The organism is Rhizobium sp. SG741 (assembly GCF_012275435.1).
In the GTDB taxonomy this organism is placed as follows: Bacteria; Pseudomonadota; Alphaproteobacteria; order Rhizobiales; family Rhizobiaceae; genus Rhizobium; species Rhizobium lusitanum.
Genome location: NZ_JAAZQP010000014.1, coordinates 21,327 through 41,347, shown reverse-complemented (window position 1 = coordinate 41,347; position 20,021 = coordinate 21,327). Strand labels below are relative to the sequence as shown.

The following is a 20,021-nucleotide window of genomic DNA, read 5'->3' as shown; positions in this document are numbered from 1 at the left end:
CAGAAAAGCCCTCAAAAACACCTCAAAAGGAAAACCGGTGACATCACGCTTTCCGCTGAAGGATATCGCCTTGCAGGCCGGCCTCAGTCTGGTGACCGTCGACCGGGTGATGCATGAACGAGCGGGCGTTCGCGCCGTCACGCGAGCGCGGGTCGCGGCGGCAATTTCCGAACTGGAACGGCAGTATCTACAATCGGGCCTCGCCGGGCGGCGCTTCGTCATCGATGTCGTGATGGACACGCCTCAGCGCTTTTCCACGGCGGTACGCGAAGCATTCGAGGCCGAACTGCCCGGCATGCGTCCCGCTTCGTTTTCCGCACGATTTCACGTCGCCGAGACGATGAGCGAGCAGGAATTGCTGTCCATCCTGCACGCCATACGCCGGCGCGGGAGCCATGGTGTCATCCTGAAGGCCGCTTCGACGCCGGCGATTGCCGAGCTTGCTGCCCAGCTCATGGCGGCAAAAATTCCGGTCGTCACGCTGGTGACCGATCTGCCGGCAAGCTCCCGGATTGGCTATGTCGGCATGGACAACCGGGTGGCGGGTGCGACGGCGGCCTATCTGCTCGGGCGCATGGCGGGAGGGCGGACGGGCAAGGTGCTGGTGACGCTGTCGAGCAGGCTCTTTGCCGGCGAAGACGAGCGCGAACAGGGATTCCGCAATGTGCTGGCCGAGCGATTTCCCTGGCTGTCCGTCGCGCGGATCTCCGAAGGTTTCGGCGTCGATCGCACGACAGAACTGCTCGTTCGCGATGCGCTGGAACAGGAACCGGACATTCGCGCAGTCTACTCGATCGGCGGCGGCAATCGCGCCATATTGAAAGCCTTCACCGAGGCCCGGCGCGAATGCACGGTCTTTGCGGCTCACGATCTCGATCAAGACAATATCAAGCTTCTGGCCGCTGGCGATATTGCCTTCGTCATTCATCACGATCTGCGGCACGACGCCCGCAGCGCTTGCCAGCTCGTGCTTGCCTATCACCGGATGCTGCCGGCCGATTTCCAGGTGGCGCAGTCGCGGGTTGCGATCGCAACGCCCTTTGATCCCTCGCACTGACATGCAGATTGACGAAGACACAATGACTTCGTTAGCTGATCGGCACGGGAAAGAAAGAGCGCGCGGATTGGCGAGGTGTTGGTCCGATTTCTGCAACTGTCATTTCGTGCGCGGGTTGCCTCTGCGCGATGCGCGTTCGCCACGACTATCGACGCCCTTAACGGCAGCTCAAAGGCGCAGACGAAGCGGCCCAACGTGACCAATTTGCCATCGATACAAATAAGCAAGCATGTGCAGAAACGCCGCAGCATATCCCTCAACGCGGGCGGCGGATCGCTCGCACTTTACCGCTGCCGCCGCCACCGGCGAAAAAGAGGTCGCCGCCATTGGATTCGAGGCCAGAGACGCCGGTGCCTTCAGGCATTTCCAGCCGTTCCAGCACTTCGCCCGTTATCGGATCGATGCGGCGAACGTCGCTTTCGTCGCCGTCCCAGGTGCCGTGCCACAACTCGCCATCGACCCATGTGACACCGGTAACGATACGGTTGGATTCGATGGTGCGCCTGATAGCACCGGTTTCGGGGTCGATTTCGTGGATCTTGCGGCCGCGGTGCTGGCCTACCCACAGGCTTCCCTCGCACCATGCGAGACCCGAATCGCCACCGTTGCCGGGCGCGGGAATGGTGGAGAGCACCTTTCCGCTCTCGGGATCGATTTTGTGAATCCGGTCCTCCGCGATCTGGTAGAGATAGCGCCCGTCGAAAGCGGTGCCCGCATGCGAGGCGACGTCGATCGAGCGCACCTGCGCTCCGCTTTCTGGGTCCAGGGCGTGCAGCTTTTCGCCAGAGGCGAACCAGACATGCCGGCCGTCGAAGGTAACGCCGTTTACGCGGGGCGCATTCTCGAAGGGGCCATATTCGCGAATGACCTCAGCTTGAGACTTTTTCATTGTATCCATCCTCCGGTCAGCATCTGTTGAATTCGGCAGCTCCAACCCTAGTCGCTCGGCAGCGGTCCCGGGAGTAACAATGTTGTCGGGAAGCCGACGACCGGCGGCATCATCCAGCGACAAGCGCGGCCATTGCCGATGCTTTGCACCCGCCCGGTGGCCGCCAGTGCATCGAGCGCCCGCTGCACCGTGCGCGGACTTGTGGCCAGCGCGATCGCCAGCGCCGAACTCGACCAGGATTCGCCGTCGGCGAGCAGGGCCAGCAGAGAGGCGTGCTCCGCCTCGACAGGTGGCGCCAACACAACGATATCGCGTTTTCCATGCGGCGTCAGCGCAAAGCCGTGCGTCGTCGCGCCAATATCGGCAAAAGGTTCCAACGCAGTGCGCAGCCTGCCGATCTCGACTCTGAGCCGTGCCCGGTGGGATTCGTCGGCATGGCGGGCGTGGAAAGCGCGGGAAAGCAGCACGGCGCGCGACGCGTCCGCGGGAGCAGCCTCGGCAAGCACCCGCGCCAGTGTAAACAGCACCGGCCGGCTCGCCAAAGACACGACTTCACCGCCGCTGCGCACGACATTGCGGCAGGCGTCGATGACCAGCGCTCCGGAGGACAGCAGAGCCTCCACCTCGCCGAGCGAAAGCAGGCGCTCCCTGCCGTGTGCGATCAGCCGGGCCGCCGGTGCGTCGAGAACGCGCTCGGCGTCGCGCACTTCGATCGTGAGCGCGGGAATGCCGGCCTTGCGTGCCGCCTCCGCCGCTCGCGCCAGGGCACCACGAGCCTGCTCGGTGCGAAGGCGGCGGATGGCGATACCGGCAACCGCAAGCTCATGGCTTGCCCTTGCGGCCGGCGGTAGCGGCGAGGGATCAAGTTTCGCGAGCATCCGTTCGGCCTCGTCGAGATGACCGATAAGCAGCAGGCGTCGTATCTGCAGGTTGCGGGCATGAGCGGCATTGATGCGGTCGCCATGCTTGTCGAGGACGGCCCGCGCCGTCTCCAGCGTCTTTTTCGGCCAACCGAGATCTCGCGAAACGAGGGCAATCTCCGCCTCGGCCACGACGCAACGGGCGCGGGCCACCGCCTCGCGGGGGCCGAAGGCGCGCGCAGCGCTCTTCAGCAACGTCTTGGCGCGGACTAGGTCGCCGAGCTGCGCCATCGCAATGCCGCGAAGCGCCAGCGCCGGTGCATCGTCGCGTAGCGCCACGCGTTTCATCGCGCCCAGCGGATCGCCTGACGCAAGCGCCTGTGCGGCGGCGATGATCAGCGAGTCCATCGAAATCCCGTCACACTTGTAACTCCCACCCGTCCTGCTTCCAGCCGTAAGTTATTCCCCATCGGCCGGCAAGATGCCGCGCCGGATAGACAAACCTAGCAGATACAGGAGATCAACCATGACGATGCACAGGACAGGAACGCGCAAGGAGTGGCTTTCGGCGCGGCTTTCCCTGCTGGAAGAGGAAAAGGAGCTGACGAGGCGCAGCGATGAAATTGCCGCGAGCCGCCAGCAGTTGCCCTGGGTGAGGGTGGAAAAGGACTATCGGCTCGAAACCGGGGATGGCACGGTTCCGCTCTCGGCGCTCTTCAAGGGGCGCTCCCAGCTTCTCGTCTACCACTTCATGTTCGGACCGGACTACACGGCCGGTTGCCCATCCTGCTCGTCGATCGCCGATGGCTTCAACGGCTTTGCCGTGCATCTTGAAAACCATGACGTCGCCTTTTCCGCGGTATCCCGGGCGCCGCTTGCGAAACTGCAGGAATTCAAACACCGTATGGGCTGGACCTTCGACTGGGCCTCGTCGGCCAACAGCGACTTCAACCATGATTTCAACGTCTGGTTCACGCCGGAGGAACAGCGCGACGGCAACATCGAATACAACTACCGCCGCGAGCCGCCGATGCCCGAGCCGCTGGCGGGCAAGACGGTGCAGCAATGGGAGTTGCGAGGCAGCGAAGGCCCGGTCGCGCAGATCGCCTCGATGACAGGAACGGATGTCGCGACTTACACGCGCGACCGGCCGGGTGTCAGCGCCTTCGCGATGCAGGATGGCAAGATCTATCACACCTATTCGTCCTATGCCCGCGGACTAGACGGCCTCTGGGGCATGTATCAGTGGCTCGACCGGGCGCCGCTCGGCCGCAACGAAACCGGTGTCTGGTGGCGTCATCACGACCGCTATGGAGCCTAGCCGATGTCCAGATTGTCTGAAATCCACGAAAGGGCCGGCGCGCGTGCCGCCGGCCTGCTGCAATATGCGGGCATCGGTCGCTGGCTTCAGCTGGCCGCGGCGCCAACCTTCGCCGCCATGGCGCTGCTGACCGCCCGCGATGGCGCAGCCGAAATGATCTGCTCGGTGCAAGGCGGCTCGCTGTTTGGCGGAATGGCGCCGATGTATCTGCTGATGAGCCTGTTCCATGCCGGACCCTGGCTGAGGCTTCTTGCAGGAGAAGAGAGCGCGCGCGGCCCTTGAGCGAACCTCTGCCTTGCTGCTCGAGCTAATCAATCCGACTATCGGAACATGGTCACCGCAGCGGAATCCAGAGCGGGCTCTTCCAGGCCTTCAACGCATCGAGAAAGACTTGCAGCTTCGATGGCAGGAAGCGCCGCGTCTGGTAAACCGCGTGCACGAAGATTTCGGGCGAGGACCAATCCGGCAGGAGGTGGATGAGTTCGCCGCGTTCGATCCGGTCGTCACAATAATTCGAAGGCAACAGGCCTACGCCGTGGCCCTTGTAGGTAAATGCGCTTACCGACTGGAAATCGCGGCTCGCGATCGGTCCCGAAACCTGCACCTTCGCCGATTTGCGGCCGTTGACCAGATGCCATTCGGTTTCATTGTTGCGGCCATTCAACAGGACGCATTGATGCTCCCGCAAATCCTCGGGTTTGGTGGGTAGGGCACGACCCTGCAGATAGGTCGGCGTCGCGACCACATAACGGACGCTCTTGCCGACGCGCTGCGCAATGATCGTCGAATCCTGCAATTCTCCGAAACGGATGGCGAGATCGACATTCTCGGCAATCAGGTCGAGAAACGTATTGGTGATGAAGAGATCGACCTGGATGTGCGGATAGTTTTTCAGAAACGCAGAAATGAAATCGTAGAAGGGTTCCTGCCCGAGGACCACCGGCACGGAAATCCGAAGCAGGCCCTCCGGCTTTCTCTGTGCGTGAATGAGCACCCGCTCGGCATCATAGAGGTGGTTGAGCGGCTCGTTGCACTGATTGAAATAGGCGCGTCCCTGTGCGGTGAGGTTCAATTTGCGTGTCGTGCGCTGGAGGAGCGTCACACCCAGCTGCTCTTCGAGCGCTGTTACTCTGCGGCTCACCGTCGAGACCGGCATGCCGAGCGCATGGGCGGCCCGGCTGAAGCTCTCGAGCTGCGCTACTTTCACAAAAACAGCGATGTCGTTCAGATCAGTCATCTTCTGATTTTTGCATAGATGGAAAATTGATTCCATATATTTCCATCTAATCACGTAAAGCCCAAGTGGGCATATTTCTCCCACGAGAGCAAACCAACCACCTCATCCTCTCTCGATCGGTCCGGCCTTCCGGGCCGATGCATGGCGGTGAGGTCGCTTCGTGAAATGGAGAACGACAATGCAAACAGAAAAAACAGTAGTGATTACCGGTGCTTCGCAGGGCATTGGTGCCGGCCTTGCCAATGCCTTCCTCGACCGAGGCTATAATGTTGTCGCGACATCGCGGCGCGTCAGTCAAACCAACGAGATCAAGGCCTCCGACAGGCTGGCTCGCATCGACGGCGACATCGCCGATCCCGCCACGGCTGAGCGCGTCGTCGAGACCGCGCTCGCCCGCTTCGGGACGATCGACGCTCTGGTCAACAATGCCGGGATTTTCTTCACCAAGCCGTTCATCGACTACACCCTGGAAGATTACCGCAAACTATCCTCGACGAATCTGGAGGGTTTTCTGCATCTGACCCAATTGGTCGTGCGCCAGATGTTGATGCAGAAGACCGGCGGCAGTATCGTCAGCATCACAACGCCTCTGGTTGATCACCCGATCGCCGGCGTCAACGCTTCCGTCGCGATGGCCACCAAGGGTGGTATCGAGGCACTCTCCAAGAACATCGCCCTCGAATACGCAAAGGAAGGAATTCGCGTGAACACGGTAGCGCCCGGCGTCGTCGACACGCCGCTTCACAAGGATAATCCGAGGGATTTCCTTAACACGCTATCGCCGATGCACAGCATTTCCAGCGTCCAGGAGATCGCCGACGCCGTCCTCTACCTGACAGAGGCTCCGCGTATAACCGGGGAGGTGCTGCACGTCGACGGCGGCGCACATTTGGGAAAATGGTAAGCGCTGGCAAAGCGCCGGCCGCTGGCGCAGAACAGCGGCTGAAGGATCTTGGTATCGCGCTTCCCCCGCCTCCCACGCCGCTCGGCGCCTATGTGGAGGCGGTGAAGATCGGAAAGCTGCTATTCCTGAGCGGAATGCTCCCGGTCGTTGACCGCAAGCCGCAATATGTTGGACGCGTTGGCGGCGAACTATCCGCAGAGGACGGACGCAAGGCGGCCGAGATCGCCACCTTGAGCGCGCTTGCCGCCATCAAGGAATATCTCGGTTCATTCGACAAGGTGGCAGGCATCGGCAAGCTCGGCGTCTATATTGCGACGGAAGGCGATTTCCGAGATCATCCGAAAGTGGCCGATGGCGCATCCGAGCTCCTCCTCAAGGTCTTCGGCACGGAGATGCTGTCGGGCCGGATCGTCCTCGGAGTGGCCAGCCTGCCCCTCGGCATGCCGGTTGAAGTCGAACTCGTGCTCGAGCTCGCAGAGTGAAACACCGCGCCCCGGTCCGGTCGGGGCGCTTCACATCCGTCCGCGCCACACCCCCTGTGGTTGCTTCCTGCAGGCTGAAAGCTCGCGCGGCGATGATGGAACAAGCTGTTGTGACTTCGGCGTCCAACCCGCCCGCTTTCCAAGCTCGCCGCGCGCCAAGCTGAACCCTGTCGCTCTGCGGCCTGCTTGATGCGATTTGACGTTACGGTTTAGGGCCGATTGATTCATACGAAATACGGTGAGCGAATACCAATTACGGCTTATAGTAGTATATCCGCAGGTTACATACATTTATCAAATATTTTTCTATTAATACTTATAATATTCGAGCATATATTATGTTTATACATTTTGTTTCTGCGTGATGCAGTTGCGCATCTACTACCTATTGATATGAAGAGATTACAAAGCATGACCGAAATATTGGATTTCGGCACGTGCATTTCCTTCTCTATCGTAAGCGCGGGGGGCCGTCGGCTTCCAATCAAGGGGGAACAGCCGGATCAATGAGCGTAGCGGGTGGTCGTCAGCGTCGTTCCGATCAGGCAAAGCGATTGGAGAAACTAATGAATATCAAGAGCCTTCTTCTCGGCTCCGCTGCTTCACTGGCAGTAGTTTCCGGCGCTCATGCGGCCGACGCTGTCGTCGCTGCTGAGCCGGAGCAGCTCGAATATGTTCGCATCTGCGATGCTTACGGCGCCGGCTACTTCTTCATCCCGGGCACCGAAACCTGCCTCAAGATCGGCGGCAAGGTTCGTACCGAAGGTCAGTGGTACAGCGCGTATGATCCGAACGCCCGTTTCGGTACGCTGTGGCACACCCGCGCTGAGCTGCAGCTGCAGACGGCAACGGATACCGAATACGGTCCGCTGAGGACCAACACCGAGCTGCGTTGGGACTGGGACGACGGCGGCTCGACGTTCACCAACCTGCTGCATGCCAGCATCAGCCTCGGTGGCTTCACCGTTGGTAAGGAAGACTCGCAGTTCAACGTCTTCACCGGTTATGCCGGCGACGTCATCAACGACGACGTGGTTTATGACGGTCCGTACGAACTGAACCAGATCACCTATAACTACGATGCAGGCAACGGCTTCACGGCCGTGATCTCGGTCGAAGACAGCAACTCTGGCCCGTTTGCTACTGGCGCTAACGGCGAAGACAGCTCCGACCATTACGCTCCCGACGTTGTTGCCGGTGCCGGCTTCAAGTCTGGCGCATGGGGCTTCAAGGTCGTTGGCGGCTATGACTCCATCGTCGAAGAAGGCGCCATCAAGGCTCGTGTCGATGCTGACTTCGGTGTCTTCTCGGCCTTCTTGATGGGTGGCTGGAACACCGACGGCGACAAGCTGAACAAGTATGCCGGCACCAATACCGGGACCGCTTGCCCTGCTGGTCGTCCGGCCCTGTGCGGCTGGGGCGACTGGGCACTTTGGGGCGGCGTTGGCGTTCCGATCAACGAAAAGCTGAAGTGGAACCTCCAGCTCGCCTACACCGACTCGAAGATCTTCGCAGCGACCACGAACATCAAGTGGTACCCGGTCAGGAATCTGCTCATCGAGCCGGAGCTCTCCTACACCAGCTGGGATTCGATCAATCAGGACCAGTGGGCCGGCATTCTCCGCTTTGAGCGCAGTTTCTAATCCAATCTGATCTGAAATAGGCCTCCGATCAGAAAAGAGAGGAAGGCTCGGTTCCGACCGAGCCTTCTTTCCGTCCAGGAAAGCTTGAGTCTGGGCCTAATCCCTCCGCTGACCTAGGGGCCTGGTATTGCTCTAGTCGGAAATTTGTTCGAACCTGATGCGCTGCGCTCCTTCCCAAAGCACCAGACGACCCAATTCAGCAAGCTTGTCGAGGTTGGAAGTCACCGTGATGAAGTGATTGCCGGCGAGCTGGCCCATTTTCGACGAGAAATCGACGCCGCCATAGGCAAGCAGGATTTCGGTTTCGCTGATGCCGCCCGGATAGAGGATGATATGCCCCGGTGCCGGATGGCTCGTATGGTTTTCGTATCCAACGCCGAAGTCGAGATCGCCGAGAGGAATCCAGACGCCCTCGCCCGACCAACGGACATGAACGATCTGGCCCTCGAACGGCATCTGCTTGAGGAAGGCCTCGCAGGTCTTGGGCGCTTTCGCGGTTTCAAGCACGGCATCGAATTCGAAAGGACCGGCAGTAATTTTCAATTTCATCGGATTTCTTTCTTTGAGTTGGAAATGTCGCTTATCGGCCCGGAAAGCATCGGACGCGGTTGCTTCCTCAGTGCTGCAGGATCTTTCCGAGGAAAGCTTCGGTTCTCGGATTGTGCTTGCCGGCGAAGAATTCTTCGCTCGGGCGGTCCTCGACGATCTCGCCCTGGTCGATGAAGATCACGCGGGTGGCGACACGGCGGGCAAAGCCCATTTCATGGGTGACGACCATCATGGTCATACCGTCTTTCGCAAGCCCGGTCATGACATCGAGCACTTCCGAGATCATCTCCGGATCGAGCGCCGAAGTCGGCTCGTCGAAGAGCATCGCCAGGGGATCCATGGCGAGCGCCCGCGCAATCGCCACGCGCTGCTGCTGGCCGCCGGAAAGCTGGCTCGGATATTTATTGGCATGGTCGGCAAGCTCGACGCGATCGAGAAGCTGCATCGCTTTCGTTTTCGCAATCGTCTCGCTGCGCCCGAGCACGATCTTCTGCGCCAGCATGAGATTGTCGATGATGGTCAGGTGCGCGAAGAGCTCGAAATTCTGGAAGACCATGCCGATGCGTGTGCGCAGGTTCGGCAGATCCGTCTTCGGATCTCCCACCTCGATCCCGTGGACGCGAATGGAGCCCTTCTGGAAAGGCTCCAGACCGTTCACGCATTTGATCAGCGTCGACTTGCCGGAACCGGACGGGCCGCAAACCACGACGACCTCGCCGCGATCGACCTTGACGGTGCAGTTCTTCAGGACTTCGTAGTTGCCGTAGAATTTGGAGACGCCACTGATTTCGATCATGAGCGGCCTTTCGCGAAACGAGTGATGGAAAACGGTTGCAGCGCTCTGCCGCTCTCCCGGCCAAGGACGAGCTGCGCCGTCAGCTGGCCGACGATCGGGCCAAGCGTGTAGCCGTTCGATGTGACAGCGCTGAAGTAGCCGGGCTGCGACGGATGCTCGCCGAGGATCGGCGCGCCGTCGATGTTGATGTTCATCGCCGCCCAACTGCGGATGACATGAAGCTTGCGCAGCGCCGGGACCACATGCTGGGCAACCCAAAGATTGCCCTCAAGGCTCGAAAGCAGCGGCCTTGGATGCTGATGCACCGGATCCAGACCGGCCGTCCAGCCGCCGCCGATGATGAAGTTGCCGTTCGCCGCCTGCTTCAGGGTCAGGTGACGATCGGCATGGGCGACGAGGCAGGAGATCAGGGGTGCTGCCGCCTCCGTCACCACCATCTGCAGCGGTGCGCCGAAGACGGGAACATCGAGACCAAGCATCGATCCGATGCGCGACGAGAAGGCGCCGGCTGCATTGACAATACGTTTTGCCCTGATGACGCCGCGCGACGTGGCGACATCGAAGCCGGCCGGACCTGGCACGATGCCGATGACTTCACATCGGTCGAAGATGCGGGCACCTTTCGCCCGCGCCGCTTCGAGAATGCGCTGTGTGGCGACCAGCGGATTGATCTTGCCTTCCTGCGCGCAATAGGCGGCGCCGACAAAGTCCGGCGACAGGGCCGGTTCCAGCGCCCGCAATTCTTCTTGGCCAATCAGCCGGCAATCAATGCCGGCCCGCTGCTCGACACCGACTTTCTCGGTAAGGAAGCGCATATGCGCCTCGGTCTCGGCGACCATCAACCCGCCCGTCACCTTCATCTCGAAATCGCAACCGAGTTCATCCTGCAGGGCGGCCCAAAGGGCGATGGAATCGCGCTGCAAGGGCAGCGTCTGCGCGGCCGCGCTACCGCCGCCTTCGGCGCGCGTGCCGTGATCGAAAGACAGAAGCTGCGCATGAAGGCTGCCGGCATTGCCGCCCGAGGCCAGCGAGTTCGGAAAGGCGCGCTCCAATACCGTGACCTCCTCGCCTTCACGGGCGAGAAAGAGGGCCGTCGACAGCCCGGCAATTCCCGCGCCGATCACCAGCGTCGACGTTTGCGACAACGGCAGCGGTTCGCGGCTTTCCAGTGGTGGCCTCTCCGGCAGCAGCGCCCGCCTGTGGCCACCCCATTCCGGCTTTTCAACCGCGAGTGCTGCGAGCGGCACCGGCCGTAATGGCAATTGCGGCGCCAGAAAGCCGCGCGTTTCGCCGGATGCGCGGGTTTCTCCAGCGACGACGGCAATCGCGTGCCCACAATAGCGGCTCTGGCAGCGCCCCATCCCGGCACGGGATAACCGCTTCAGCGTCGCAATATCCTTGGCGCTGTGCTCGCCAAGCGCCCGCAGCGTGCCATAGGTCACACCTTCGCAGCGACAGATGACGGTCTGATCAGGCGGCACATTGCCTGCCGCAGGACGAGCCGGTTTGAAAGCTGTCCAGAGCGCGGCTTGAAAAGCCCTGTGCCGCGCAAGCCTGCGTTCGGCCTCGGTATCGGCAGCGACGTCAAACCCCAGCTTTCGCGCCACGGCGATCCCGGCGAGCCGACCTTGCGCCAGAGCGATATGCGCGCCGCCGAAACGCGCCGCCTCCCCGACCACATGCACATGCGGAAGCGTCGTCTCGCCATCGTCCTTGCGGATGACGGCAAGGTTTCCATCCATGACTTCATGGCCGCAACCGAGCAGCCGGGAAAGCTCGTTCGATGAAGCGAAATCGCCGCCGATGAGAACGGTATCCGCCTCAAGCCTGGCTTCACCATTCGGTCCAGTGATGGTGATCGCTTCGACACTGGCCGTCCCCTCTATCGCCGCAAGGCTGCTTTCCCACAGAATCGGAATGCCGGCGGCGTGCAAGGCTGCTAGCTGCCGAACACCGCCCAGTGCAAGCGCCCTGTCGGCCGCAAGAAGCTTAAGCGCCGTCAGCGGCTGCTTCCACGGCGCCGGAGCGGATTCCACCAGAGCGACCACGGAGCCACCCGCCTTGCGGATCTCGTTGGCGACCTGGATGTTGAGTGGCCCGTTGCCGGCAATGACGATCCGACCGGCGGGCACCGTGCCATAGCTTCTGAGCAGCGTCTGCGCCGCGCCTGCCGTCATGACGCCGGGCCGTGTCCAACCGGGAACGGCAGCCGGCCGTTCGTAGGCGCCCGTCGCGATGACGATCATTCGCGGTTTGCAGTAGAAAGCGCCTTGGGGACCGTAGCAGGCGATCCTTGCGCCGCTCTCGTCATTCTCCGCACCCCAGACGACCGTACTGGCCAGCGTCGATACGCCGGCAGCTTGCACGCGATTGATCAGGTCGGCTCCCGATCGTGCCTGCTCGTCGCCGGCAAGGCGCAATGTCGCCTTCGATGTCGAGGGCTGCTTGAAATATTGCCCGCCGGCGATGGCGCGCTCGTCGACAAGCGTCACGCTCGCCCCGGCCACTGAAGCGACCTCGGCAACGGCAAGGCCCGCCGGTCCCGCGCCGATAACCAACACATCCATCTCGGTGCAGTGGATCGACGCCGGCACGCCGCAGAGGTCGGCAAAGTCGCTTGCCGCAAGTGCCGGCCTCGAGGACGGCCGGTCGACCCGCATGCCTTCCTTGACCGATGTCATGCAGGCGCGCTGGCTGACCTTGCCGTCGACAGTGACAAGGCAATCGTGACACGCGCCCATGCCGCAGAAAAGACCCCGCGCCTCGCCTTTGAGGCCGCGGGAAAAATCATGCCGCCCGCCCGCCTCGATTGCCGCGGCAATCGTCATCCCGCTTTCGGCATACAGAGCCGCGCCGTCGAGGAAGAACTCGACGCGCGTTTCCGATCCGGATTGCGAGATTGCAAGGGAGGCGGACATTGCTCGATCCTCAGGCGCCAAATATCAGACCGAAGTCCGAAACCAGCTTCTTCATGGCCTCATCCTGTGCGGGCGGCAAAGGCAGGCGCGGCGGCCGTGGTGTTCCGGCGGCAAAGCCCATATGCGTCAGCAGCGACTTCGAACCGGCAACATAAGCCTGCCCGCCCACGGCCTGGATGATTGGCAGCCACTTCAGGTAAAGAGCGCGCGCCTCATCGATCTTCTTCTCATCCGCAACGAGCTCGAAAATCCGAGCCATCGGTCCCGGCGCGACGTTCGATGCAACCGCCACCCAGCCCTCAGCCCCCATCACGAAGGATTCGAAACCGAGGATACCACCGAAGACGGTCATATCCTCACCCGCCAGACGGATGATGTCACGCACTCGCGTTACTTCGAGGGTCGATTCCTTGATATAGTCACAACCTCTAATCTCGGCGATGCGCTTCACCAGCTCCGGCTTCAAATCGACATTGGCTGTCGCCGGGTTGTTGTAGACCATGATCGGAATGGAAATTGCAGAAGCAACCGTGCGGTAGTGATGAACGAGTTCGTCATCCGTCGGCGTGGAATAGAAGGGCGGAATGATCATGACGCCGTCCGCGCCCATGGTTTCCGCCTTTTGGCTCAGACGAACACATTCGCGCGTGTCTTCCGCACCGGTTCCGATCAATACCGGAACCCGGCCGGCGACGGTTTCGATCACCGTCCTTGCGACCCCGTCGCGTTCCTCTTCGCTCAGCGACAGGAACTCGCCGGTCGAGCCGAGCGGGATGAGACCATGTATGCCCCCGCGCACCTGCCAATCGGTGAAGGCGGCGAGCGCCTTAAGGTCCACGGCGCCATTCGCGTCCAGCGGCGTGATCATCACGGTATAGACACCGCGAAACTTCCTAGTCATGTCAGATATCCTGGTTCTAGCGCTTCTCGGTGATGGAAAGCCGCGAGTTGGTGGCTTGACCGAAACGCTTCTCGATATGGTTCTGGAAGAAATCCCAGAGCGTGGTCAGAAGGAGGTAGTAGATGGCCGCCACCGCGAAGAGCTCCAGCACCATGAAACGTTCCTGGATGAGAACCTGGGTTCGCCTCAGAAGCTCCTCCATGGAGATGACCGACGTCACGGAGGTCGTCTTCAGCAGACCGTTGACGGAGTTTCCAAGCGGCGGAATGATCACCTTGAAGGCTTGCGGCATGACGACGTGGCGCATGATCTGCCGTTCCGTCATCCCGAGCGCTCGCGCGGCTCGGGCCTGCCCTTCAGGAACCGCCTCGATGCCGGCGCGGATGATTTCCGCAAGGTAGGCGGCTTCGTTGAGCGCAAGCCCGATCAAGGCCGCCTCTACCACGGTGAAGCGAATGCCGAACTGCGGCAGCGCTGTGTAGATTGCGATGAGCTGGACGAGCAGCGGCGTGCCGCGAAACAGCCAGATATAGGTCTTGGCGAGGATCTTGGCCGACCGGAAGCGTGATCGCCGCATCAGGGCAAGGGCAAATCCAAGGATAAGACCCGCCGTCAGCGACACGACGGTCAGCCATATGGTCGTGAAGACCCCGCCGAGAATGAAGGGATTAAACAGGTATCCGAAGAAACCCGACCAGCTCCAAAGCGTCATGAACGTAGCTTTCTGCTCAAGGCGAGCGCGACAGACCCGCGCATCGCCATTCCGATGGACCGATCAAGCCGATCAGCGGCCAGGGCCCTTCACGGAATAATCACCGGACACCATAGGCAATCCGTACTTGTCGAACAGCGCCTTCAACGATCCGTCGGCCTTCATTGCCTTGAGCGTCGCCGATACGGCATCGGCAAGGGCCGGGCTCTTGAAGGCGACGGCGACCGGCGCGGGATAGAGGCCGTTGAGTGCGCGCTTGAAGTCGCCCCGCGCATCATATTCCTTGGCGACGGCATCGATCGATACGACGCCGTCGACCTGCCCGGCACGCAAAGCCTGATAAGCAAGCGCGAAATTGTCGAAGGTCTGGATCGTCAAGCCCTGCTTGCCGGCATCGCGCAATTCCTTGTCGAGCAAACGCGTCTTGGTTTCCTCGAAGCCGCCGATTTCGACGCCGATCGTCATGCCGGCAAGGTCGTCCTTGCTGGCAACCTTCTTGGTGGAATTCGGCGCGATCGACACGCTGATCGCCTGGTCTTCATAGGGGATCATCTGCATGATCTTGGCGCGCTCTTCGGTGAAGAAGATGCCGGTGTTGATCATGTCCCAGCGGCCGGCTTGCAGCCCAGGCACCATCGCGGAGAACTCGATGCGGATATATTCCGGCTGAAGGCAGAGGCGCTTGGCGATCTCGGTGCCGAGCTCGATGCGCATGCCCTTCAGGTCGCCGCTGGAGTCGATGAACTGCAAGGGCGGCAGCGTCGGATTGGTCGACATGACGAGCTTGCCCGGCGTGATCAACTCGCCGGCCGCAACCTTCGGCATGCAGGATTGGGCAAGAGCGAGCGATGTCGTCAGAGCTAGGAATGAGGCGGCAAGAACGCCGCGGGACAATTGAATTCGGAACATGATGACCTCTGGAGTTGTTTTTATTGGCGTCCCAAAGTTGCATTCATCTGGGATCCCAATTTTATACAAAATTCAGCCGCCGATGCAAGTGCTGTCGCGAAAGCTGTCAGTAATTTGTGAGAACGCCTTGTCGGACCGCATCGAGATGACGGGCCATTGCCTGCCGCGCCGCCTCGGGATCGCCCGCCGACAAAGCGGTGAGGATTGCCCGATGCTCGGCCATGCCGGGCTTTGCCCGGATCACTGCCATCTGCCTTTCGAAGATCGTGGTATAACGCCGCATCTCGCCGATCGTGGCGGCCATGAAGGAATTGCCGCTCTCATTGGCGATGGACATATGCAGAGCATCATCAAACTGCCAGACGAGTTCCTGATCCGGGTCCAGATCGGCTTCGATTGCATCGAGCATTGCGGAAAGCGACGTCAACGCCTCCACGGGCATATGAGGGGCGGCGGCGGCGGCCGCGCTCGGCTCCAGCAGCATTCGCATCGACAGACTGTCGAGATAGTCCTTCAGCGTGATGACCCGGACGCAAAGCACCCCCTTGTCGTTGCGGACCAGCAGCCCCTCCCCCTCGAGGCGGCCGAGCGCATGCCGCATCGGCGAGCGCGATACCGCGTGCTTGGTGGCAAGCCGCCTTTGCTGCACCACCGATCCGCCGGCGAGCCGGGCCGAAAGAATATCGGCTAGAAGCAGGCGATAGGTCTCCTCCGCAAGGCTTTCGTCTTCCGCGTCGTTCAAGCGATCGTCCATGAGACCCCTTTTTCGTTGTTTGCGAGTTGGGCTATCATATGTAACACCAGCCGACTGGAAGAAAGTGCGTCGTTGCACGGTCGCGCCCTCAACACGCGAAATGAGGTAAAGGTGACAGATATTTCAATCTTGCCGGATACGCAGCCAGCGGGCACGCAGCACAATCTTGCCTCGCTGACCTACAAGGCCGTGTCCGACATGATTCGCCATCGCCGCTTGAAAGGCGGACAGGTCATTGTCGAAGCAAGGCTGGCCGAAGCCCTCGGCATTTCCCGGACGCCTCTGCGGGAAGCCCTGCAGCGGCTCGAGGGCGAAGGATTGGTGCGCAAAGGCGATGGCCGCAATTACGTGGTTCGCCGGGTTGATATCGGAGAGTACCTACAGAGCCTGAAGCTTCGCCTGCTGATCGAGCCCGAGGCTGCCGTGCTGGCAATCCCCAATATTCCGCGCCGGCAGTTGATCGCCGTCAGGCGCGAGATCCATGAGCTTCTCGATGCAACGGCCTATCACACCGATGCGCACTGGGTCTCCGACGACAACCTGCACAATCTGATCATCGACCACTGCGCCAACGCGGTCATGGCGAAAGTACTGCGCGAACTGCGCGCCACCACACGCCTGTTCGAGATCGACCGGCTGAAGGATCGGCTGAAGCCCGATTCAACCGAGCACCTCGTCATCATCGAGGCGCTGGAACGCGGGGATGCAGAACAAACGCGGTCTGCAGTTGCGGTTCATATCGAAAGCCTGATCAGCTTTGCGAGAGAACAGTTGGAGTAGTGATCCCAAGACGCGCGGAACCGCCTTATCGGGCAACCTAGCTCCGTATTTGGGCCGATGCCCGCGGGATCGCCGATAAGTTAAAGCAGCATCGAGGCGCCACGATCGAGATAGGTATCGAGGAACTGCTCAAGACGCGGATTTCTCGGCTTCTTGAAGACTTCCTGCGGCGGCCCGGTGAACAATACCTTGCCGTGGTCGAGGAAGATGATCTGCTGGCCGACCGTTGCCGCGAAACCTATCTCGTGCGAGACGACAACCATGGTCATGCCTTCGGCCGCCAGATCGCGCATGACGTTCAGGACCTCGCCCGTCAGCTCCGGATCGAGCGATGAGGTCGGCTCGTCGAACAGCATGATCTTCGGCTTCAACGCCAGGGCACGGGCGATCGCCACGCGCTGCTGCTGTCCACCCGACAGCTGCGAGGGATAGTGCCCTGCCCGCGCTTCCAAACCCACTTTGACGAGTTGCGCCATCGCCGCATCCTCGGCCGCTTTCCGGCTCATCTTGTGAACCGTCTTCAGCGCCTCGCTGACATTGCCGAGCGCGGTCATGTGCGGCCAGAGATTGAACTGCTGGAACACCATGCCGATCTGGGCGCGGATCGCACGATTGGCGGCAGCCGAAATGCGCTCGCGCCGTCCTTGCGAATCCTCGGTGAAACCGAGCACCTCGCCGTTGATGGCGATCGTCCCGCGCGTTGCCTCCTCCAGAAAAGCCATGCAGCGCAAAAGCGTGCTCTTGCCGGAGCCGGATGGGCCGATGAGGCAGGAAACCTGCCCCGGCTCGATGATAAGATCGATGCCATGAAGGACCGTGGTCTCTCCGAAAGTCTTGACGAGATTGCTGACTGCGATCGCGGGGACGCTCATGCGTTGAAAAACCTGAATCTGGAAAGTTTCGTTTCGGCAAGATTGCCAAGCCAGCCGGTGACTTCGACCAGCACCCAATAGAAGAGCGCCAGCGCTGAAAGCGCTTCGACGAAGGCATATTGCTGCGATCCGATCGCGCTCAACGTTGCAGTCAGCTCCGGCACCGTAATGATGGATAGAACCGCCGTCTCCTTCATCAGGATGACCACCATGTTCACGGATGGCGGCAGCACCAGCATCGTCATTTCCGGCAACAGAATGCGCCAGACGATCTGCCCTCGCGTCAGGCCAACACATTCGCCGGCCTCGATATGACCCTTCGGCACGGCCTGGAAGCCGGAGCGGAAGATTTCGCTGAAATACGCCGCGCCATAGATCGAAATACCGATCAATCCGGCAGGCAAGGGATCGAGATCCAGCCCGACGAAGGGACCGCCGTAATAGACCAGGAAGATCTGAATGAGAAACGGCGTGCCGCGCAGCACGGCGACGATAGCGCCCAGCGCCTTATCGACCAACATGCCGCCATATTGCCGGGCGACTGCCATGAGGAAGCCGATGATGGCCGCGGCGATCGTGCCCAGTATCCAGATCATGATCGTCACGCCAGCGCCGCTGACGATGGCCGGCCACTGTCCGATGATGACATTGATGTCGAAGGTCATCGCGGCACTCCGGGCAATCGGCTTTCGATCAGGCCGCCGGCAAGCGCCACCAACCAGTTGATGACGAGATAGATGAGGCCGGCGGATGCGAAGAGCTGCAGCGGCAGAAAGGTGCTGCCGGCAAGATCCTGTGCCATGCGGGTCAGCTCGACGATGCCGACCACTGAGACCAACGACGATGCCTTCAGAATGAGAATCGCCTCGTTGACGAGAGCGGGAAATGTGAGGCGCAGGGCGATCGGAACCTTGATGCGGCGGAAGGTCTGGCGTGGCGTCAGGCCGACCATCTCCGCCGACTCCACAAGGCCGAGAGGCACGCTGGCAAAGCCGCCGCGCAAATTCTCAGCCTGATAGGCTGCCGTGCAGAGCGACAGGCCGATGATCGCGGCGACGATGCTCGGCACATTGATGCCGATGCCCGGAAGCAGATTGTAGATCAGCAGCAATTGCACCAGCAGTGGCACGCCGCGAAAGAAGCTGATGAAAATCTGGGCAGGTCGCACAAAGAGACCGCGCCCCGACAGCAGCATTCCCGATAGAAGAATCGCGATCGCAAAGCCGATGAGGATCGACACGACGCTAATCGTCACCGTGTAGATCGATGCCTGCAAGAGCAACTCGAAGAGCTTGATGGACATGGTTCAGATTTCGCCCGCTTGACGGCCAGAAAGGTGCGGTCGCATTTCTCGGCCATGCCCCGACATTGCCGCGGGCATGGCCGATTTCCGATGGCTGATCAGAATGCCGGGTCCTTGACGGAATCCGGGGTGTCGAAGCTCGCGCCGAACCACTTCTTCTGCAGCGTCGCCATACGGCCGTCAGCCTTGATCTTCAGCATGGCAGCATCTATCGCATCCATCAGCGGCGCATGATCGGCATCCTTCAGGCCGATAAAGCCGAAATAGGATTTCTTGCCGAAGGGCGGCAGCACGACTTCGAACGTTCCTTCGCGCTGCTTGGCAACGAAAGCGATATTCGGCAGCGAGTTGGCGACACCGGCGATGCGGCCGGCCGCGAGGTCTGCATAGGACTCCGTAAAGGCCGGATATTCGCGAATGTCGACCTTGGTCGGCAGGGTTTCGGAAAACTCCTTGAGCTGATCGAGCTGGGCGGTCGCCTTGCCGACGCCGATCTTCTTGCCGGCAATATCTTCCGGCTTGTTGATCGTCTTGTCGCCAGCCTTTTTCAGGATTGCGATGGTCGCCTCGGCGAGCGGCGGCGTGAAGCGATAGCGCTCCATGCGCTTCTTGGTGATCGTCGCCGGGCCTGCGACGACGTCGAACTTGCCGGCTTCGAGCGCCGGGAAGACGCCATCCCAGGGCAGCGTGACCCATTCGATCTTCACGCCGAGTTCCTTGCCGATCTCAGCGAAGAGATCGACGTTCAGGCCGACATGTTCGCCTGCATCGATGAAATCGAAGGGTGCGAAGGCCGTCTCGGTGCCGACCTTCAAGGTGCCGGCGGCCTTTACGGCGGCAAGCGTGTCGGCCGCATGGGCGGAAATCGTCGCGCCAAACAAAAATGCGGCGCCGACCAGCCCCTTCAGAAGCGAATTCATCCTCATGTTTTTCTCTCCAGTTTTTTGCCCTTCCGGTGGAAGGTCCAGGTTCCCCAAGCGTTGTCCCGCCAAGCGGATTTCTATGACCCGCTTTTGTCTATACAAATAGATACAGGCTGGCCTACACTGTCAAACATTAAACTCATTGGACGCAAGATTTATGCCGTACAGCGGCAATGGACCTAGCAAAAGCGGCTTTCGCAGCAACTGAATG

At 60.9% G+C, this 20,021-nt stretch carries 21 protein-coding genes; 7 read left to right on the top strand and 14 right to left on the bottom strand.

Annotated features, from left to right (window positions below; genetic code table 11):
• The first annotated feature begins 37 nt into the window (after nt 1–37).
• Nucleotides 38–1,057 carry a substrate-binding domain-containing protein gene (locus tag FHT29_RS28225; RefSeq protein ID WP_168600642.1) on the top strand — a complete coding sequence of 340 codons (1,020 nt, stop codon included), beginning with the start codon at nt 38–40 and terminating at the stop codon, nt 1,055–1,057.
• A gap of 256 nt (nt 1,058–1,313) precedes the next feature.
• Here FHT29_RS28225 and FHT29_RS28220 read toward each other — a convergent pair whose 3' ends face one another.
• Both FHT29_RS28220 and FHT29_RS28215 read right to left on the bottom strand, forming a co-directional pair.
• Nucleotides 1,314–1,946 (bottom strand): PQQ-binding-like beta-propeller repeat protein, encoded by a 633-nt coding sequence (locus FHT29_RS28220; protein ID WP_168600641.1) that lies wholly within the window; start codon nt 1,944–1,946, stop codon nt 1,314–1,316.
• A gap of 47 nt (nt 1,947–1,993) precedes the next feature.
• Nucleotides 1,994–3,214, bottom strand: a complete 1,221-nt coding sequence (locus FHT29_RS28215) for a helix-turn-helix domain-containing protein (RefSeq protein WP_168600640.1) — start codon at nt 3,212–3,214, stop codon at nt 1,994–1,996.
• A 118-nt stretch (nt 3,215–3,332) separates the two neighbouring features.
• Between FHT29_RS28215 and FHT29_RS28210 the strand changes: the two genes are divergently transcribed.
• Complete coding sequence (locus FHT29_RS28210) at nt 3,333–4,127, top strand: thioredoxin family protein (RefSeq protein ID WP_168600639.1); 795 nt, start codon at nt 3,333–3,335, stop codon at nt 4,125–4,127.
• A gap of 3 nt (nt 4,128–4,130) precedes the next feature.
• Complete coding sequence (locus tag FHT29_RS28205; RefSeq protein WP_210255565.1) at nt 4,131–4,409, top strand: hypothetical protein; 279 nt, start codon at nt 4,131–4,133, stop codon at nt 4,407–4,409.
• A 52-nt stretch (nt 4,410–4,461) separates the two neighbouring features.
• Here the strand turns inward: FHT29_RS28205 and FHT29_RS28200 are convergent, their stop codons facing one another.
• On the bottom strand, nt 4,462–5,364 hold the full coding sequence (locus FHT29_RS28200; RefSeq protein ID WP_168600638.1) for a LysR family transcriptional regulator: 903 nt from the start codon (nt 5,362–5,364) through the stop codon (nt 4,462–4,464).
• Nucleotides 5,365–5,542: 178 nt separating this feature from the next.
• Here FHT29_RS28200 and FHT29_RS28195 point away from each other — a divergent pair, with 178 nt between their 5' ends.
• From FHT29_RS28195 to FHT29_RS28185, 3 genes are all read left to right on the top strand, one after another.
• The gene (locus tag FHT29_RS28195; protein ID WP_168600637.1) at nt 5,543–6,268 is read left to right on the top strand and encodes an SDR family NAD(P)-dependent oxidoreductase; all 726 of its coding nucleotides are present in this window, start codon (nt 5,543–5,545) and stop codon (nt 6,266–6,268) included.
• Nucleotides 6,262–6,750, top strand: coding sequence for a RidA family protein (locus FHT29_RS28190; protein ID WP_168600636.1), 489 nt, complete (start codon nt 6,262–6,264; stop codon nt 6,748–6,750). The genes FHT29_RS28195 and FHT29_RS28190 overlap by 7 nt, the downstream gene beginning before the upstream one ends.
• A gap of 566 nt (nt 6,751–7,316) precedes the next feature.
• Nucleotides 7,317–8,393 carry a porin gene (locus FHT29_RS28185; RefSeq protein ID WP_113108764.1) on the top strand — a complete coding sequence of 359 codons (1,077 nt, stop codon included), beginning with the start codon at nt 7,317–7,319 and terminating at the stop codon, nt 8,391–8,393.
• 132 nt (nt 8,394–8,525) lie between these two features.
• Here the strand turns inward: FHT29_RS28185 and FHT29_RS28180 are convergent, their stop codons facing one another.
• The 7 genes from FHT29_RS28180 to FHT29_RS28150 form a co-directional block, all read right to left on the bottom strand.
• A complete protein-coding gene (locus FHT29_RS28180; protein ID WP_113108765.1) occupies nt 8,526–8,942 on the bottom strand; it encodes a DUF3830 family protein in 417 nt (138 codons plus the stop codon).
• Nucleotides 8,943–9,009: 67 nt separating this feature from the next.
• Nucleotides 9,010–9,738: an amino acid ABC transporter ATP-binding protein gene (locus FHT29_RS28175; RefSeq protein WP_092577313.1), complete on the bottom strand. Its 729-nt coding sequence runs from the start codon at nt 9,736–9,738 to the stop codon at nt 9,010–9,012.
• Entirely contained in the window at nt 9,735–12,656 is a 2,922-nt protein-coding gene (locus FHT29_RS28170; protein WP_168600635.1) for an FAD-dependent oxidoreductase, read from the bottom strand. The genes FHT29_RS28175 and FHT29_RS28170 overlap by 4 nt, the downstream gene beginning before the upstream one ends.
• A gap of 10 nt (nt 12,657–12,666) precedes the next feature.
• Nucleotides 12,667–13,557, bottom strand: a complete 891-nt coding sequence (gene dapA / locus FHT29_RS28165) for a 4-hydroxy-tetrahydrodipicolinate synthase (RefSeq protein WP_168600634.1) — start codon at nt 13,555–13,557, stop codon at nt 12,667–12,669.
• Nucleotides 13,558–13,573: 16 nt separating this feature from the next.
• The gene (locus tag FHT29_RS28160) at nt 13,574–14,269 is read right to left on the bottom strand and encodes an amino acid ABC transporter permease (protein ID WP_168600633.1); all 696 of its coding nucleotides are present in this window, start codon (nt 14,267–14,269) and stop codon (nt 13,574–13,576) included.
• 72 nt (nt 14,270–14,341) lie between these two features.
• Nucleotides 14,342–15,178, bottom strand: a complete 837-nt coding sequence (locus tag FHT29_RS28155) for an ABC transporter substrate-binding protein (protein WP_168600632.1) — start codon at nt 15,176–15,178, stop codon at nt 14,342–14,344.
• Nucleotides 15,179–15,284: 106 nt separating this feature from the next.
• Nucleotides 15,285–15,932 (bottom strand): GntR family transcriptional regulator, encoded by a 648-nt coding sequence (locus tag FHT29_RS28150; protein ID WP_168600631.1) that lies wholly within the window; start codon nt 15,930–15,932, stop codon nt 15,285–15,287.
• A gap of 111 nt (nt 15,933–16,043) precedes the next feature.
• Here FHT29_RS28150 and FHT29_RS28145 point away from each other — a divergent pair, with 111 nt between their 5' ends.
• On the top strand, nt 16,044–16,712 hold the full coding sequence (locus FHT29_RS28145) for a GntR family transcriptional regulator (protein ID WP_051963522.1): 669 nt from the start codon (nt 16,044–16,046) through the stop codon (nt 16,710–16,712).
• A gap of 80 nt (nt 16,713–16,792) precedes the next feature.
• Here FHT29_RS28145 and FHT29_RS28140 read toward each other — a convergent pair whose 3' ends face one another.
• The 4 genes from FHT29_RS28140 to FHT29_RS28125 all read right to left on the bottom strand — a co-directional run bounded on the left by FHT29_RS28140 (nt 16,793) and on the right by FHT29_RS28125 (nt 19,813).
• Complete coding sequence (locus FHT29_RS28140) at nt 16,793–17,584, bottom strand: amino acid ABC transporter ATP-binding protein (RefSeq protein ID WP_047552543.1); 792 nt, start codon at nt 17,582–17,584, stop codon at nt 16,793–16,795.
• Complete coding sequence (locus tag FHT29_RS28135) at nt 17,581–18,249, bottom strand: amino acid ABC transporter permease (RefSeq protein WP_047552547.1); 669 nt, start codon at nt 18,247–18,249, stop codon at nt 17,581–17,583. Before FHT29_RS28135 ends, FHT29_RS28140 begins: the two co-directional genes overlap by 4 nt.
• Nucleotides 18,246–18,887 (bottom strand): amino acid ABC transporter permease, encoded by a 642-nt coding sequence (locus FHT29_RS28130; RefSeq protein WP_037196994.1) that lies wholly within the window; start codon nt 18,885–18,887, stop codon nt 18,246–18,248. Before FHT29_RS28130 ends, FHT29_RS28135 begins: the two co-directional genes overlap by 4 nt.
• 98 nt (nt 18,888–18,985) lie before the next feature.
• Nucleotides 18,986–19,813, bottom strand: a complete 828-nt coding sequence (locus FHT29_RS28125; protein WP_037196995.1) for a transporter substrate-binding domain-containing protein — start codon at nt 19,811–19,813, stop codon at nt 18,986–18,988.
• Between the last annotated feature and the right edge of the window lie 208 nt (nt 19,814–20,021).